Consider the following 17,488-nt stretch of genomic DNA (forward strand, 5'->3'; position numbering starts at 1 on the left):
TCTTGCCCTTTGAGGCTTCGGGGAAAACATGGGATAAGGCGTCCGTTTCGGTAGAAAAGGATGCGAAAGGGGCGTTTGATAGGGGACATAACTGGTTTGCGGAAGGATGAAGCAATTAGTCTTTTGTTTAAGACGAAAGGGGCTTGCATTCCTTGATGCAGCCGTTAGGTGTAATCGACCGGGAAAAAAATGAGGGTGCACGAAATAATGATGCGCCAATAAGATTCCGGCTTGTTAAATGGGTGGCTTTTCGATGGAATATTTCCTCCAGCAGGTGATCAACGGGCTCGCGCTCGGTTCGATCTATGGCCTGATCGCCATCGGCTACACGATGGTCTATGGTATCATTGGCATGATCAACTTTGCTCATGGCGATGTTTTTATGCTCGGCGCCTTTATGGCGCTGATTGTTTTTCTAATCATCACAACCTTCATCGGAGCACTGCCGATTGCGCTGCTTCTGCTTCTGATGATGGTGGTTGCTATGCTCATGACCGGCTTGTGGAGCTGGACGATCGAGCGCGTGGCTTATCGGCCGCTGCGCGGTTCGTTCCGCCTTGCACCGCTGATCACGGCAATCGGCATGTCGATCGTCTTGTCCAACTTCGTCCAGGTGACGCAGGGTCCGCGCAACAAGCCGGTTCCGCAGCTCCTGAACGGCTCGTACAGCCTGTTCGGTTCCAGTGTCACGATTTCGCTCAAGCAGATCGTCGTCATTGTGGTAACGGCGGTGCTGCTGGCGATCTTCTGGTACATCGTCAATCGCACATCGCTCGGTCGTGCGCAGCGTGCCTGTGAGCAGGACCGCAAGATGGCCGCTCTTCTCGGCATCAATGTCGACCGCGTGATTTCGCTCACCTTCGTGATGGGCGCCATGCTCGCAGCTGTCGCCGGTACGCTTTACCTGTCCTTCTACGGTGTGATTTCCTTCGCCGACGGGTTCATCCCCGGCGTCAAGGCGTTCACCGCTGCAGTTCTGGGCGGTATCGGTTCGCTTCCGGGCGCGGTTGTCGGCGGTCTGCTGATCGGTCTGATCGAAGCGCTCTGGTCGGCATATTTCTCGATCGACTACAAGGATGTCGCGGCGTTCTCGATCCTGGCCATCGTGCTGATCTTCATGCCGTCGGGTATTCTTGGCCGTCCTGAAGTCGAAAAGGTGTAATCATGGCTGTACAGTCGAGTTCACGCCCGGATTCCCTTTTTGGCCGGGCCATTCGTGAAGGTATCATCGCCGGTCTTCTGGCGCTGGGTCTCTTCGTCCTGATCATCGGTTTCAAGACCGAGCAGAACATCAACAATGAACTGGTGCTGATACAGCGCTGGGGTGCATTGGCCGTCATGGTTGCGCTGGCAGCAGCCGGACGCTTCCTGTTCGTCGCCTTCCTGCAGCCGCAGCTGGAGGCGCGCAAGCTCGCCAAGAGCAAGCGTACGGTGGACGCCTCGGAAGGCCAGTCCTTCTTCCGCACCCATTTCTCCAAGCTTGGCGTCGCCTTTCTCTTTGCCTATCCGATCCTGATCGTCATGGCTCTGGGCTGGCAGGGCTCGCTCAAATGGGTGGATAATTTTGGCGTCCAGATCCTCATCTATGTGATGCTGGCCTGGGGCCTCAATATCGTCGTCGGTCTCGCCGGTCTTCTCGATCTCGGCTATGTGGCCTTCTACGCTGTCGGCGCATATTCCTACGCGATCCTGTCGAGCTATTTCGGTCTGTCGTTCTGGATGTTGCTGCCCATCGCAGGCATTCTGGCGGCAACATGGGGCGTCATTCTGGGCTTCCCGGTCTTGCGTCTGCGCGGTGATTATCTCGCCATCGTGACACTCGCTTTCGGTGAAATCATCCGTCTGGTGCTCATCAACTGGACCGATCTCACGAAGGGTACCTTCGGTATTTCGGGCATTGCCAAGGCAACCTTCTTCGGTCTGCCGTTCAAGGCTGGTCCGGATGGTTTTGCCGCCCATATGGGAATTGCTTTCTCGCCGGCGCATTACAAGTTCTTCCTTTATTACGTCATTCTGCTGCTGGCGCTTCTGACTGCATGGGTTACGATCCGTCTGCGCCGCATGCCGGTTGGCCGTGCATGGGAAGCGCTGCGTGAAGACGAAATCGCCTGCCGTTCGCTCGGCATCAACACCACGACCACCAAGCTCACGGCTTTTGCCACGGGCGCAATGTTCGGTGGTTTTGCGGGCTCCTTCTTCGCCGCACGTCAGGGCTTCGTGAGCCCGGAATCCTTCGTGTTCCTTGAATCCGCAGTTATCCTCGCCATCGTCGTTCTCGGCGGTATGGGGTCGCTCGTCGGTATCGCCATCGCCGCAGTCGTCATGATCGGCGGCACGGAAATCCTGCGTGAAATGGGCTTCCTGAAGGTGATCTTCGGTCCCGACTTTACGCCGGAACTCTATCGCATGCTGATCTTCGGCCTCGCTATGGTGGTCGTCATGGTCTGGAAACCGCGTGGCTTTGTCGGAAGCCGAGAACCAAGCGCGTTCCTGCATGCAAAGAAGATGGTGTCGGGTGCCTTTACCAAGGAAGGGCACGGCTGATGGCGGAGACAGCGACAATGTCTGACAATGTTCAGAAAAACCTGGTTCAGAAAGACACCGTTCTTCAGGTTGAGCATCTGTCGATGCGCTTTGGTGGCCTCGTCGCCATCAACGATCTGAGCTTCGATGTGAAGCGTGGTGACATTACCGCGCTCATCGGCCCGAACGGCGCCGGTAAGACGACGGTCTTCAACTGCATCACCGGCTTCTATAAGCCAACGGGCGGCATGTTGACCATGCATCGGAACACGGGCGACACTTTCCTTCTGGAACGTCTTCCGGATTTCCAGATCACCAAACAGGCCAAGGTGGCACGTACCTTCCAGAATATTCGCCTGTTCTCAGGCCTGACGGTTCTGGAAAACCTGCTCGTCGCCCAGCACAACACGCTGATGCGGTCGTCCGGTTTCACGATCCTCGGCCTTCTGGGCCTGCCGGGCTATAAGAAGGCCGCCAAGGAAGCCATCGAAAAGGCACGTTACTGGCTGGACAAGATCAATCTGACTGCGCGTGCGGACGATCCGGCTGGCGATCTGCCTTATGGCGATCAGCGCCGTCTGGAAATCGCCCGCGCGATGTGCACCGAGCCGGAAATTCTCTGCCTCGATGAACCGGCAGCAGGTCTCAATCCACGCGAGTCGGCTGAGCTGAACAAGCTTCTGCTCGATATCCGCAAGGATACGGGAACGTCGCTCTTGCTGATCGAGCACGACATGTCGGTGGTTATGGAAATTTCCGACCACGTGATCGTGCTGGAATATGGCACCAAGATTTCCGACGGCACGCCAGAAGAGGTTCGCAATGATCCACGCGTCATCGCCGCTTATCTGGGCGTCGACGATGAGGAAATCGCCGATCTGATTGACGAGGCGGACAAGCCTGGTGTGACCGATGCCATCGATCTTGTTACGACGCAGCTTGCGGAAGAAGCGATAGAACAGGAAAAGGCTGCGGAAGTGTCCCGTCTTGCTGGTGGACTGGAAGCGGCTCGCGATGGCAAGGCCGACAATCTGACGCTCGTGAAGGGCATCGGTGGAGTTAACGAAAAGAAGCTGAACGAGCACGGCATCTATCATTTCGATCAGATCGCCGCATGGTCCGAAGCCGACATCAAACAAGCCGAAACCTATCTGGAATTCGATGGCCGCATCGCCCGTGAAGACTGGGTGGGGCAGGCCAAGCAACTGGCTGCTGGCCAGGCGACCGAATTCTCGAGCCGCGTCGAAGCCGGTGATGTTCCGACGAGCCACAAGACCGCTCCCGCAAAGGCGCCGCGAAGCCGAAAAGCTCCGGCCAAGCCGAAGAAGGGAGGCGAATGATGCAGGCTGATCCCATGCAGAAAAAGCAACCGCTTCTGGCCGTTGAAAAGGTCGAGACCTATTACGGTAATATCTGTGCGCTGAAGGGCATAGACCTGACGGTGGATGAAGGCGAAATCGTTGCCTTGATCGGCGCCAATGGCGCAGGCAAGTCCACGCTGATGATGACGATTTTCGGTTCACCGAAAGCGCGCACCGGTCGCGTTCTCTTCAACGGTCAGGACATCACGTCCATGCCGCCGCACGAGATTGCCAAGCTGCGTATCGCGCAGTCGCCGGAAGGTCGCCGTATCTTCCCGCGCATGACGGTTCTCGAAAACCTCCAGATGGGCGCGAGCCTCGATCATCAGAAGTACTTCGAAGAAGACGTGAAGCTGATGTTCGATCTGTTCCCGCGTCTCAAGGAACGCATCAGCCAGCGTGGCGGTACACTGTCGGGCGGCGAACAGCAGATGCTGGCCATCGCCCGCGCGCTGATGGCACGTCCGAAGCTTCTGCTTCTCGATGAGCCGTCGCTTGGTCTCGCACCGCTGATCGTCAAGCAGATTTTCGAGGCGATCAAGGAACTGAACCGCACACAGGGCCTGACGGTATTTCTCGTCGAGCAGAACGCATTCGGTGCGCTCAAGCTCGCCGACCGCGGCTATGTGATGGTCAACGGATCGATCACGATGAGCGGCTCTGGCCGTGATCTTCTGGCCGATCCGGAAGTGCGCGCCGCCTATCTCGAAGGCGGAAGGCATTAAGGAGAAAGTCATGCAAGGTATTCTCTACGAAGAACCGTCTTTCTGGCTGTTTTTCCTCATCACATGCGTGCTGGGCGGCTGGGCTGCTTGGATGACAGGTCGTGCCTGCGCGCAGACCTGGCGCAGCCTGCCGCAGCTTCTGGTCTATCTGATCCCGCTGGGCGCTGCTGTGCGTTTCATCCACTTCGCGCTGTTTGAAGGCACACTGCTTTCGTTCCACTATTATCTGGTGGACACGATCGTTCTGATGATCGTCGGTTCGATCGGCTTCCAATTCACGCGCACCAAACAAATGGTGCGGCAATATGGCTGGCTTTATGAAAAAGCTTCGCCACTGAGCTGGAAAGCAAAATAATTCGAAGCTTCGCCGTTCGCGGCGGAGCTTTTTTTAAAAGATCACGTTGACAGTACTATGATTCAGCGTAGATATTGCTGAGTATTCAGCAAGATAATAAGGCGGTGCTAAAACATCGCTTCGGGGTAAATACAAGGATGGGAGTTCCAAAAATGAAGAAGTATCTTTTTTCGGGCGTGGCTCTTGCTGCTGTGATGGCCTTTGGCGGCTCTGCATGGGCTGATGTACTTCTCGGTATTGGTGCGCCGCTGACCGGCCCGAATGCCGTTTACGGTGCGCAGATCCAGAAAGGCGCTGAAGCCGCGATCAAGGAAGTCAACGACGCCGGTGGCATCAACGGCGAGAAGATCGCGATCACGCTCGGCGACGACGTTTCCGATCCGAAGCAGGGCATCTCGGTTGCCAACAAGTTCGCTGCCGATGGCGTGAAGTATGTTGTCGGCCACTTCAACTCGGGCGTTTCGATTCCGGCTTCGGAAGTTTATGCTGAAAACGGCATTCTCGAAATTTCGCCTGCTGCAACCAACCCGGTCTATACCGAGCGCCAGCTCTGGAACACGTTCCGTACCTGCGGCCGTGACGACCAGCAGGGTATCGTTGCCGGCCAGTACATCTTCGACAACTTCAAGGATGCGAAGATTGCCGTCATCCACGACAAGACCCCGTATGGTCAGGGCCTCGCCGACGAAACCAAGAAGAAGCTCAACGCGCTTGGCACCAAGGAAACCCTCTACGAAGGCGTGAATGTCGGCGAAAAGGATTTCTCGGCTCTGATCGCCAAGCTCAAGCAGGCAGGCGTTACCGTCGTATATTGGGGCGGTCTCCATCCAGAAGCTGGTCTAATCATCCGTCAGATGGCTGACCAGGGTCTCAAGGCTCAGTTCATCTCGGGCGACGGTATTGTGTCGAACGAACTGGCTTCGATTGCTGGCGATGCTGTTGCCGGTACGCTGAACACCTTCGGTCCAGATCCGCGCAACAACCCGGACAATGCTGAACTCGTCAAGAAGTTCCGCGACGCCGGTTTTGAGCCGGAAGCCTATACGCTCTATTCCTACGCGGCCGTTCAGTCGCTCGCTCAGGCCGCCAAGGCTGCAGGCAGCAACGATCCGCAGGAAGTTGCCAAGGCGCTGAAGGAAAAGGGTCCGTTCAAGACCGTGCTCGGCGATATTTCCTACGACGAAAAGGGCGATCCGAAGCTCCCTGGTTACGTTATGTACAAGTGGGAAAAGGGCGCTGACGGGAAATATACCTACATTCAGCAGAAGTAATAACGCAGCATTATTGCGTAAGTGGAAAATGCCCGGCCATCGTGCCGGGCGTTTTTGCTTTCTGGCATCTAATATAGGTCTGTAAAAAGTAGCTGACTCTTATTGATGAGTGATACCGCATTGCGCCGATAGACGTGTGCTGTCGGTCGAATAGAATATTTATTAAAAACAATGAGTTGCGTCGATGACGGCGGGGGTGATTTCACGGGAGTAGCCGCAGCCGCATAAACTCATGCGGAAAACGCCGAAAGTAGGTGATTTCTATGCTTTACTTTTATGGTTCTGCGAATTTACCTGTCTATGTGATTTCGCGTAGTGTGATTCTCTACGTTTAATCTCGCCTTCTGGGGAGGAGGCCGGTCATTCGGGCGGAGGTGCTTTATTTCCCCCAAACTGCGCCCGGCAAACGGGAATGCGGAACAGCCGGTTTTTTCAACACGGGTTGCAGCTTCTGCTGCGATCCATGCCGGGAGTGCGTGATCTGGACCGAAGGCCTGCTTGGCTCGTCGGGATTGCGCTCGGATATGTGTTGTGACGCGCATCTCGGTTCTGAAAGCCGTTTCGGGGGGTGCGCTTTCTAATTCGCATTTGGCTGCCGGTATTGTTGGCTGGCGGCGGGTGCTCAAGTGGGAGTAATCGAAATGAAAAAGTCTTTGTTCTGCGGCGTTTGCCTTTCGGCTCTGGTCGCTTTTGGCGGCGCAGCCTTTGCTGATGTGATGGTTGGTGTTGGCGCGCCTCTGACCGGTAGTCAGGCTGCATTTGGCGAACAGATCAAGCGCGGCGTCGAAGCTGCTGTCGCGGAAGCCAATGCCAAGGGTGGCATGAACGGCGAAAAGATCAGCATCGTTTATGGCGATGATGCCGCCGATCCGAAGCAGGGCATTTCGGTTGCGAACAAGTTCGTTGGCGATGGCGTTCAGTTTGTCATCGGTCATTTCAACTCCGGCGTCAGCATTCCGACCTCGGACATCTATGCCGAAAACGGCGTGCTGATGATCGCACCGGGCACCACCAACCCGACCTTCACCGAGCGTGAACTGTGGAACACCTTCCGCACCTGCCGTCGTGATGACCAGCAGGGCATCGTTGCCGGAAAGTACATGGCCGACCATTACAAGGACGGTAAGGTCGCTGTTCTGCACGACAAGACGCCTTATGGTCAGGGCCTCGCCGATGAGACCAAGAAGTCGCTCAACGAGAACGGCATGAAGGAAACGCTTTATGAAGGCGTGAACCAGGGCGACAAGGATTTCTCGGCGCTGATTTCCAAGATGAAGGCTGCAGGCATTACTGCTGTCTATTGGGGCGGTATGCATCCGGAAGCCGGTCTTCTGATCCGTCAGATGGCCGATCAGGGCCTCAAGGCGCAGTTCATTTCGGGCGACGGCATCGTCTCCAACGAACTGGCTTCGATTGCCGGTGATGCGGTGGCTGGCGTTATGAACACCTTCGGTCCGGACCCGCGCGACGATCAGTCGAATGCTGAACTCATCAAGGCATTCCGCGACAAGGGCTTTGAGCCGGAAGCTTACACCTTCTACGCTTATGCCGGTGTGCAGTCGCTTGTCAGCGCCGCTAATGCGGCAGGCAGCAACGATCCGCAGGAAGTTGCCACCGCGATGAAGGACAAGGGCCCGTTCAAGACTGTTCTGGGTGAAATCTCCTTCGACAAGAAGGGTGATCCGAGCTTGTCGCCTTATGTCATGTTCGAATGGCGCAAGGGTGAAGATGGTAAGTATAACTACTTCCAGAAGTAATATTGCCTGATATATTGGCATAAATTGCTATAAAATTAATCAGAATGCCCGGCTTTTGGTCGGGCATTTTGTTTTTAATTGGTGGTTGCACAGTTTGTTTGCGCTTGATCATATTGCAGGGTAAGCAATGGCGCCTTCGTCATTGCAGTAAGGGAGATCTGCCTTGCCTATCAGGAAAATTCTGGTCGCCAATCGATCCGAAATCGCAATTCGCGTATTCCGCGCCGCCAATGAGCTTGGACTCAAAACGGTGGCCATATGGGCTGAGGAGGACAAACTTTCCCTGCATCGCTTTAAAGCGGACGAGAGCTATCAGGTCGGGCGCGGACCGCATCTGACCCGCGATCTGGGGCCGATCGAAAGCTATCTGTCGATCGACGAGATCATCCGCGTCGCCAAGCTTTCGGGCGCAGACGCCATTCATCCGGGCTATGGCCTTCTGTCGGAAAGCCCGGAATTTGCCGAAGCCTGTGCCGAAGCGGGCATCATCTTCATCGGTCCGAAGCCGGAAACCATGCGCCGTCTCGGCAACAAGGTCGCAGCGCGCAATCTGGCCATTGAGATCGGCGTGCCGGTGGTGCCAGCCACCGATCCGCTGCCGGACGATATGGAAGAGGTCAAGAAGCTTGCGGCGCAGGTCGGTTATCCGGTCATGCTCAAGGCGAGCTGGGGTGGTGGCGGTCGCGGCATGCGCGCGATCCGCGCCGAGGCCGATCTTGCCCGTGAGGTCACGGAAGCCAAGCGCGAAGCCAAGGCGGCTTTCGGCAAGGACGAGGTCTATCTCGAAAAGCTCATTGAACGCGCGCGCCATGTCGAAGTGCAGATTCTGGGCGATACGCAGGGCAATGCCGTGCATCTGTTTGAGCGCGATTGCTCTATCCAGCGGCGCAACCAGAAAGTCGTTGAGCGCGCCCCAGCCCCTTATCTCAACGACGCGCAGCGTCAGGAACTGGCAGATTACGGCCTGAAGATCGCGCATGCGACCGATTATATCGGCGCAGGCACGGTGGAATTCCTGATGGATGCCGATAGCGGCAAGTTCTATTTCATCGAGGTCAATCCGCGCATTCAGGTCGAGCATACGGTCACCGAACAGGTGACGGGCATCGATATCGTCAAGGCGCAGATCCATATTCTGGAAGGTTTTGCCATTGGCACGCCGGAATCAGGCGTGCCGCGTCAGGAAGATATCCGCCTCAACGGCCATGCTCTCCAGTGCCGCATCACGACGGAAGACCCGGAGCAGAACTTCATTCCCGATTACGGGCGCATTCAGGCCTATCGTTCGGCCTCAGGCTTTGGCATTCGCCTTGATGGCGGCACGGCCTATTCGGGCGCTTTCATCACGCGCTATTACGACCCGCTATTGGTGAAGGTCACGGCTTCTGGCGCGACGCCGCTTGAAGCCATCCGCCGCATGGATCGTGCGCTGCGTGAATTCCGTATTCGCGGTGTGGCGACGAACCTCACCTTCCTTGAAGCGATCATCAATCATCCGAAGTTCTTGTCGAACGAATATACGACGCGCTTCATTGATACGACGCCGGAACTGTTCGAGCAGGTGAAGCGACAGGACCGCGCCACCAAGCTTCTGACCTATATTGCCGATGTGACCGTCAACGGTCATCCGGAAACCAAGGGACGTGCGAAGCCGGCTAAGGATGCTGCAAAGCCGCGCGTGCCGTGGTTTGGCGACACGCCGGTTGCGGATGGCACCAAGCAGCTTCTGGACAGTCTCGGACCAAAGAAGTTTGCCGAATGGGTGCGCAACGAAAAGCGCGTTCTCGTTACCGATACAACCATGCGCGACGGCCATCAGTCGCTGCTGGCCACGCGTGTGCGCACCTATGACATTGCGCGCATCGCCAACACCTATGCTCAGGCGCTGCCAAACCTGTTCTCGCTGGAATGCTGGGGCGGGGCGACTTTCGACGTTTCGATGCGCTTCCTGACGGAAGATCCGTGGGAACGTCTGGCGCAGGTGCGCGAAGGCGCGCCGAACCTGCTTCTGCAAATGCTGCTGCGCGGCGCCAATGGCGTTGGCTACAAGTCCTATCCGGACAATGTGGTGAAGTATTTCGTGCGGGAAGCCGCGCGTGGCGGCATCGATCTGTTCCGCGTGTTCGACAGCCTCAACTGGGTTGAGAACATGCGCGTCTCGATGGATGCGGTGCTGGAGGAAAACAAGCTCTGTGAAGCGGCCATCTGCTACACCGGCGATATTCTGAACCCGGAACGCGCCAAATATGATCTCAAATATTACGTCAATCTGGCGAAAGAGGTTGAAAAGACGGGCGCGCATATCATCGCCGTCAAGGATATGGCGGGCCTGTTGAAGCCTGCCGCGGCGCGGGTGCTTTTCAAGGCGCTGCGTGAGGAAACCGATCTGCCGATCCATTTCCACACCCATGACACTTCCGGCATTTCCGCTGCGACGGTACTGGCGGCGGTGGATGCGGGCGTCGATGTGATCGATGCGGCCATGGATGCTTTGTCCGGCAACACATCGCAGCCTTGCCTCGGCTCCGTCGTGGAAGCACTGCACGGTGCGGAGCGTGATCCGGGTCTCGATCCGGAATCGATCCGCCGCATTTCCTTCTATTGGGAAGCCGTGCGCAATCAGTATGCGGGCTTTGAAAGCGATCTCAAGGGACCGGCTTCGGAAGTCTATCTGCATGAAATGCCGGGCGGTCAGTTCACCAATCTGAAAGAGCAGGCGCGTTCGCTTGGGCTTGAAACCCGCTGGCATGAAGTGGCGCAGGCCTATGCCGATGTGAACCGCATGTTTGGCGATATCGTCAAGGTCACGCCGTCCTCCAAGGTGGTGGGCGATATGGCGCTGATGATGGTCAGTCAGGATCTGGACGTCAACGATGTCGAGAACCCGGACAAGGATATAGCCTTCCCGGATTCCGTGGTGTCGATGATGCGCGGCGATCTCGGACAGCCGCCTTCGGGCTGGCCGACAGCGCTTCAGAAGAAAGTGCTGAAGGGCGAAAAGCCATTCACTGTGCGTCCCGGCTCGCTGCTCCCTGCCGCTGATCTCGATGCGGAACGCAACGGTTTTGAAGAAACCGTGGGTCGCAAGATCGATGATCAGGAGTTCGCTTCGGCGCTGATGTATCCGAAAGTCTTCACGGATTTCGCTGCCGCGCAGGAAACCTACGGTCCGACAAGCGTTCTGCCGACGCCGGTTTATTTCTACGGCCTCAAGCCGGAGGAAGAAGTCTTTGTCGATCTGGAGCGCGGCAAGACGCTGGTGATCGTCAATCAGGCGATGAGCGAGACCGACGAAAAGGGCATGGTCACCGTGTTCTTCGAACTGAACGGTCAGCCGCGCCGCATCAAGGTGCCGAACCGCGCCAAGGGTGCTTCGGGCGGTGTCCGCCGCAAAGTGGAAACCGGCAATGACAATCAGGTCGGCGCTCCGATGCCGGGTGTCATCTCGACGGTTGCTGTCTCCAGTGGCCAGAAGGTTTCGCAGGGCGATGTGCTGCTCTCCATCGAAGCGATGAAGATGGAAACAGCCATTCATGCCGAGCGCGACGGTGTGATTGCCGAAGTGCTGGTGCGGCCCGGCGAGCAAATCGACGCGAAGGATTTGCTGGTTGTGTATTCGGAGTAATTTTGGCTTTAGCCAAAAGGGATGATTTCCAGCTCCATGTGCACCACGTTTCCCCCTCATCCTGAGCTTGTCGAAGGACGAGGGCAGGCGCTGTGCGTTTCCCTCGCCCTTCGAGACGCCGTTTTCAACGGCTCCTCAGGATGAGGGAAAGAGAAGCCTATTCCTCTGACCACCGATATTGAAAATGCCGCGCCCCTTAAAAGGCGCGGCATTTTGTTTGCGCTTGCAGTGTGCGCAAATTCTGATATGCATGTTTGTGCCGATTTATGCATGTTTATGCATGTTAGGAGAAAAACGTGGCGACGGAGCTTTTGCTTCACGAAAGACAGGCGCGCATTCAGGACCTGCTGCAACAGTCGGGCCGTGTGCTGGCGACCGAGCTGGCTGAAAGCTTCGGCGTGTCGGAAGATACGATCCGTCGCGACTTGCGTGATATGGCGGCTGCCGGTCTCTGCAAGCGTGTTTACGGCGGCGCTCTGAAAGCTGCACCGTCATCGCTGTCGCTGGCAGAGCGCGATGTGGAGCGCACGGAGGCCAAGGCGGCGCTGGCGGATGTACTGCTTGGCCTGATTAAACCGGGAATGACAGTGTTTCTCGATGCGTCCTCGGTCAATACAGCTTTGGCGCGGCTTCTGGTGGAGCGCGGCGAGGCACTGACGGTTGTCACGAATACGCCGTCGATTGCCACCATTCTGCTTGCTGCGCCCGATGTTGAATTGATCATGATCGGCGGGCCCATTGATCGCCGTGTCAGTGCTGCGGTTGGCGCACGCGCCTTGCGTGATGCAGAGCTGCTGCGTCCTGATCTTTGTGTGCTCGGCGCCTGCGGTGTTGCGGCGGAAATCGGCGTCACGGCGCTTTTTCTGGACGATGCCGAGTTCAAGCGCACCATTGCCAGTCGCAGCCGGTCTGTCGTACTGGCAATCACCAATGACAAGCTTGGCACTGTCGCAGCGCATGATGTCGTCTCACTGGACGATATCGGTGTCATGGCTGTCGAACAGGATGCCGATGAAGAACTGCTTGCGCCCTTTGTGGCGGCGAGCATGAATATACTACGCGCGGCAGCAGGCCGTGGCTGAGGGACATATGGAACAGGTTTCCGGACGGGAAGATGCTGCGCTGTCACGCGCGCCAATGATCACCAAAGAGCGCATCGCTGTCGCGCTGCTCTTTCTGGCAAACGGCTATATTTTCGGTGGCTGGGCTCCGAAAATTCCGGAATTCGCCGCACGCCTTGGGCTGGACAGCGCAGGTATGGGGCTGATGATCCTTGTCTTCGGCATCGGCTCGTTGTCCATGATGCCTGTGGCCGGGGCTTTGTCGGCTCAACGCGGTTCCGGTGCTGTGGTGCGCATTTTCGCGTTGGCCTTCATTCCGGCGCTGCTGATCATCGCTCTGGTGCCGAATGTGGTCACCGCCGTGATCGTGATGTTCTATTTCGGTGGCACCATGGCTGCGATGGATGTGGCGATGAATGCCAATGCGGTCGCCGTGGAGAAATCCATGCGCCGTGCCATCATGTCGTCCTGTCATGCATTCTGGAGCCTTGGCGGGCTGATCGGCGCGGCAAGTGGCGGCTTTCTCATCGCGCAATTCGGCTCGACCGTTCATGCGCTGGTGTCGACCGTTGTTGCGGCGGGGCTGATCGCTGTCGCGTGGCCATCGGTCATTGCAGACAAGTTCCATCATCCCAGCGGCGAGAAGCAGAAGCTGACCTTGCCGCGCAATCCGCTGCCCTGGCTTGTCGGTGTGATGGCTTTGTTTTCGATGGTGCCGGAAGGCGCAATCATCGACTGGAGTGCCTATCATATGCGTCAGGATTTGGGCGCTTCGGTGACGCTGGCGGGCTTCGGCTTTGCGGCCTTCTCCTTCTCCATGGCGGTAATGCGCTTTGCGGGCGATCTGGTGCGCGACCGTTTCGGCGCAGTGCGGACGCTGCGTGTCTGCACGGTCATTGCCATTATCGGCATGTTGATTGTTGGCTTTTCCTCCGATCCTTATGTGTCGCTGGTCGGTTTCGCCATTTGCGGCATCGGCATTTCCAACATGGTGCCGATTGCCTTTTCGATGGCTGGCAATATGCCGGGCGTAAACCCAAGCGTCGGCCTGTCGATTGCAACGACGCTTGGCTATTCCGGCATGCTGGTGGCTCCGTCACTGATCGGCTTTGTCGCCAGCCATAGCGGTTTCGGGGTGGTGTTCATCGCGCTGCCAGCGTTGCTTCTGGTGGTGCTCGCCTTTTCCAGTCTCGCTCGCTACGCTGACCAGAAACACTAAATCTGTTTATTCCGCGGTCCAGCCACCTTCGACAGGCAGGGCCGCGCCATTGATCTGCGCGGCCGCGTCCGTGGCGAGGAAGGCTGCAAGCGCGCCGATCTGCGCGGTGGTCACGAATTCTTTCGTCGGCTGTTTATCGAGCATCACGTCGTGGATCACCGTTTCACGATCCATGTTGTGGGCCTTCATCTGGTCTGGAATCTGCGCCTCCACAAGCGGCGTCAGCACATAGCCGGGGCAGATGGAATTGGCGGTGATCTTGGCTGTTGCGAGTTCCAGCGCCAGCGTCTTGGTCAAGCCCACAATGCCGTGCTTGGCTGCAACATAGGCTGACTTGAACGGCGAAGCGACCAATCCGTGGGCCGATGCTATGTTGATGATGCGCCCCCAGCCGCCCGCACGCATATGCGGGATGGCGGCGGCGGATGTATGGAAGGCCGAGGTCAGGTTGATCGCGATAATGCGGTCCCATTGCTCCGGCGGAAATTCTTCCACCGGTGCGACATGCTGGATGCCTGCATTGTTGACCAGAATATCGGCGCTGCCGAACGCCTTGACGCTGTCGGCAACCAGCTTGCGACAATCATCGCCCTTCGACATATCGGCTGCGATATAGACCACGCTGACGCCATGTTCTTCGCCCAGCATACGGGCAAGTGCATGATCTTCGTCTCGGTCGGTGAAGGAATTGATCACAACGTTGTGTCCCGCGGACGCCAATGCATGGGCGATGCCAAGGCCGATCCCGGAATTGGAGCCGGTGACAATAGCGGTTTTACGGGCAGTTGCGTCGGTCATGGGCGGGCATCCTCGTTTATGATGACGCGCATAATGAGAGGGCGACAATGCGTCGGCAAGTGATTATATAGATCGAAATCCTTATAAGCGCAGACCCAGTTAAGAACAGAGCAAAATGTCTTCCGAGACCGTCAGCTATTTCTCGCATCCTTTCCCCCGCCGCCAATCGGTCGGTGTCAGTGTTGGTGGCGTCATCGTCGGTGGCAGTGCGCCGGTTGTCGTGCAGTCGATGACCAATACGGATACGGCGGATGTGGATGCCACCGTCGCGCAGGTCGCAGCCTTGCATCGCGCAGGGTCCGAGATCGTGCGCATTACGGTGGATCGCGATGAGTCTGCTGCCGCCGTGCCGAAAATTCGCGAGCGGCTGGAGCGTCTGGGACATGACGTGCCGTTGGTCGGCGACTTTCATTATATCGGCCACAAACTGCTCGCCGATCATCCGGCCTGCGCGGACGCGCTTGCGAAATATCGCATCAATCCGGGCAATGTCGGTTTCAAGGACAAGAAGGACAAGCAGTTCGCCGATATCGTCGAAATGGCGATCCGCTACGACAAGCCTGTCCGTATCGGCGTGAACTGGGGGTCGCTCGATCAGGAACTTCTGACCACGCTGATGGACCGTAATCAGGATGCAGGCGCACCACTGAGTGCACAGGAAGTCATGCGCGAGGCCATCGTGCAGTCGGCCCTGATTTCCGCCAATCTGGCCGAAGAGATTGGCCTTGCTCGCGACAAGATCATTCTGTCGGCCAAGGTCAGTCAGGTGCAGGATCTGATTGCCGTCTATACGATGCTGGCGCAGCGTTCCAATCATGCGCTGCATCTGGGCTTGACCGAAGCTGGTATGGGCACCAAGGGCATTGTTGCCTCTTCGGCGGCCATGGGCATTTTGTTGCAGCAGGGTATTGGCGACACGATCCGCATTTCGCTGACCCCGGAACCGGGCGGCGACCGCACCCGCGAGGTGCAGGTGTCGCAGGAACTTTTGCAAACCATGGGCTTCCGTCAGTTCATCCCGATTGTTGCGGCGTGCCCCGGTTGCGGACGCACGACGTCGACAGTGTTTCAGGAACTGGCGCAGACCATTCAGGACGATATCCGCCGCAATATGCCGGTCTGGCGTGAAAAATATCCGGGCGTGGAAGCGCTATCGGTCGCGGTCATGGGCTGCATTGTTAACGGTCCGGGCGAATCGAAGCACGCCGATATCGGTATTTCTCTTCCCGGCACGGGCGAAACGCCGTCCGCACCGGTCTTTGTCGATGGCAAAAAGGTGACGACGCTGCGTGGTCCTGCCATTGCCGCAGATTTCCAGAAGATGGTTGCCGATTATATCGAGAACCGTTTCGGGCTTGGTCAGAAGATGGCTGCCGGACAGAACTAACACTACGGTTGCAATCTTCGTGATGCCGGTCTGCAACGAGCAATTTCCTGCGCTCCGGTGCTCACGTACCCTTAAGTACGCTCCGCTCCGGTGCTCAAAAATCACTCGTTTCGCCACGGCCTTACGAATTTGCAACTGTAGTGCTAAGCGGAGCAACTCACTGCTTGGGTTGCGGCCTCCGGCGTGGTTTTCAGTGTCGCGGCCCAAAAGACCAGTGTTACGAGGCTGATGCCTGCACCAAGCAGGCACACGCCGTTCCAGCCCGCATGGACATAGACCCAGGTTGAAATCGCTGAACCACTCGCGCTGCCGATGGAATAGAAAACCATATAGGCGGCGGTGAGCCGGTTCTGCGCGTCCGGACGCACGCGATAGATCATCGCCTGATTGGTCACATGGACCGCCTGAAGTCCGAAATCGATAATCAGCACACCGACGATCAGCCACAGCAGGGATTGCCCGAGTAGAGCTATGGGCGCCCATGCCACCAGCATCAGCGCAAGTGCTATGCCGGTCATGCGCTGGGCATGGCCGCGATCCGCAGCGCTTCCGGCCCGTGAGGCGGCGAGCGCTCCGGCAGCGCCCGCAAGGCCAAACAGGCCGATCTCCGCATGGCTCAATTCAAAAGGTGGTGCACTCAGCGGCATCACCAGCGGTGCGAGCAGGGTGGTGATATCGGCAAAGATCAGCATGGCGATGATGGCGCGTATACGCAGCACCGGCTCCTCTTTGAAAAGGGTTGCCAGCGACAGGATAAGCGCCGGATAGGAAACGCTCGCGGCTTGTCGCTTTTGTCGCGGCAGGCTGCGCCAGAGCATGAGGCCGATCAGCAAGGTAACAACTGCCGAACTGAGATAGACGCTGCGCCAGCCGCCAATGTCGGTCAGCGCACCTGCCACCGCGCGGGCGAGCAATATGCCAAGCACGATACCGCTCGTCACGATCCCCACGACACGGCCGCGCCGCATGGGCTCCGCAAGGCTTGCCGCATAGGCCACGAGCGCTTGTGTAACCACGGCAAGAAGGCCGGTCGCTGCCATCGCGAGAAAGAGCAGGGCGGGTTGTCCGGCAATACCGACGGCGGCCAGTGTCAGCGAGGAGAGGAGGAAATGCGCGACGATCAGTTTGCGCCGGTCGAAAAGGTCGCCAAGCGGCACCAGAAAGATAAGACCCAGTCCATAGCCAATCTGGCTCGCACCGACGATCAGTCCCGCAGTGGAGCGGTCCAGTCCGATATCGTCGGCCATCACATCCAGCAACGGATGCGCAAAATAGACATTGGCAACGGCAAGACCGCTCGCAATGGCAAACAGAAGAAGGGTGGTGGTGGAGAGCGACGGACGCGCATCACTGTTCGCGGCAGTTTGCACTGCTGCGTCGGGAGAGGTCTGCATGATGAACTCCAG

General features: G+C 57.5%; 13 protein-coding genes. 11 read left to right on the forward strand and 2 right to left on the reverse strand.

Annotation, left to right across the window (positions count from 1 at the left end):
• Positions 1–253 precede the first annotated feature (253 nt).
• The 10 genes from QBD01_RS22065 (at position 254) to QBD01_RS22110 (ending at position 13,897) form a co-directional block, all read left to right on the forward strand.
• On the forward strand, positions 254–1,162 hold the full coding sequence (locus tag QBD01_RS22065; RefSeq protein ID WP_078339595.1) for a branched-chain amino acid ABC transporter permease: 909 nt from the start codon (positions 254–256) through the stop codon (positions 1,160–1,162).
• Positions 1,163–1,164: 2 nt separating this feature from the next.
• Positions 1,165–2,544, forward strand: a complete 1,380-nt coding sequence (gene livM, locus QBD01_RS22070; protein WP_280994539.1) for a high-affinity branched-chain amino acid ABC transporter permease LivM — start codon at positions 1,165–1,167, stop codon at positions 2,542–2,544.
• Positions 2,544–3,863 (forward strand): ATP-binding cassette domain-containing protein, encoded by a 1,320-nt coding sequence (locus tag QBD01_RS22075; RefSeq protein ID WP_280994540.1) that lies wholly within the window; start codon positions 2,544–2,546, stop codon positions 3,861–3,863. The genes livM and QBD01_RS22075 overlap by 1 nt, the downstream gene beginning before the upstream one ends.
• Positions 3,863–4,609 (forward strand): ABC transporter ATP-binding protein, encoded by a 747-nt coding sequence (locus QBD01_RS22080; protein WP_280994566.1) that lies wholly within the window; start codon positions 3,863–3,865, stop codon positions 4,607–4,609. The genes QBD01_RS22075 and QBD01_RS22080 overlap by 1 nt, the downstream gene beginning before the upstream one ends.
• Before the next feature lie 10 nt (positions 4,610–4,619).
• Positions 4,620–4,964, forward strand: a complete 345-nt coding sequence (locus QBD01_RS22085) for a DUF6867 family protein (protein WP_182521713.1) — start codon at positions 4,620–4,622, stop codon at positions 4,962–4,964.
• Positions 4,965–5,116: 152 nt separating this feature from the next.
• A complete protein-coding gene (locus tag QBD01_RS22090; protein WP_280994541.1) occupies positions 5,117–6,235 on the forward strand; it encodes a branched-chain amino acid ABC transporter substrate-binding protein in 1,119 nt (372 codons plus the stop codon).
• Positions 6,236–6,876: 641 nt separating this feature from the next.
• Positions 6,877–7,992, forward strand: coding sequence for a branched-chain amino acid ABC transporter substrate-binding protein (locus QBD01_RS22095; RefSeq protein ID WP_280994542.1), 1,116 nt, complete (start codon positions 6,877–6,879; stop codon positions 7,990–7,992).
• A gap of 163 nt (positions 7,993–8,155) precedes the next feature.
• Positions 8,156–11,617: a pyruvate carboxylase gene (pyc, locus tag QBD01_RS22100; RefSeq protein WP_280994543.1), complete on the forward strand. Its 3,462-nt coding sequence runs from the start codon at positions 8,156–8,158 to the stop codon at positions 11,615–11,617.
• A gap of 296 nt (positions 11,618–11,913) precedes the next feature.
• A complete protein-coding gene (locus QBD01_RS22105) occupies positions 11,914–12,699 on the forward strand; it encodes a DeoR/GlpR family DNA-binding transcription regulator (RefSeq protein ID WP_280994544.1) in 786 nt (261 codons plus the stop codon).
• A gap of 7 nt (positions 12,700–12,706) precedes the next feature.
• The gene (locus tag QBD01_RS22110; protein ID WP_280994545.1) at positions 12,707–13,897 is read left to right on the forward strand and encodes an MFS transporter; all 1,191 of its coding nucleotides are present in this window, start codon (positions 12,707–12,709) and stop codon (positions 13,895–13,897) included.
• Between the two features lie 6 nt (positions 13,898–13,903).
• Here the strand turns inward: QBD01_RS22110 and QBD01_RS22115 are convergent, their stop codons facing one another.
• Complete coding sequence (locus tag QBD01_RS22115; protein WP_280994546.1) at positions 13,904–14,695, reverse strand: 3-hydroxybutyrate dehydrogenase; 792 nt, start codon at positions 14,693–14,695, stop codon at positions 13,904–13,906.
• Between the two features lie 115 nt (positions 14,696–14,810).
• Between QBD01_RS22115 and ispG the strand changes: the two genes are divergently transcribed.
• Positions 14,811–16,082: a flavodoxin-dependent (E)-4-hydroxy-3-methylbut-2-enyl-diphosphate synthase gene (gene ispG / locus QBD01_RS22120; protein ID WP_280994547.1), complete on the forward strand. Its 1,272-nt coding sequence runs from the start codon at positions 14,811–14,813 to the stop codon at positions 16,080–16,082.
• A 143-nt stretch (positions 16,083–16,225) separates the two neighbouring features.
• Here the strand turns inward: ispG and QBD01_RS22125 are convergent, their stop codons facing one another.
• Positions 16,226–17,476 (reverse strand): MFS transporter, encoded by a 1,251-nt coding sequence (locus QBD01_RS22125; RefSeq protein WP_280994548.1) that lies wholly within the window; start codon positions 17,474–17,476, stop codon positions 16,226–16,228.
• Positions 17,477–17,488: the final 12 nt, after the last annotated feature.

The sequence above is a fragment of the Ochrobactrum sp. 19YEA23 genome, from assembly GCF_029909865.1.
Taxonomy (GTDB): domain Bacteria; phylum Pseudomonadota; class Alphaproteobacteria; order Rhizobiales; family Rhizobiaceae; genus Brucella; species Brucella gambitense.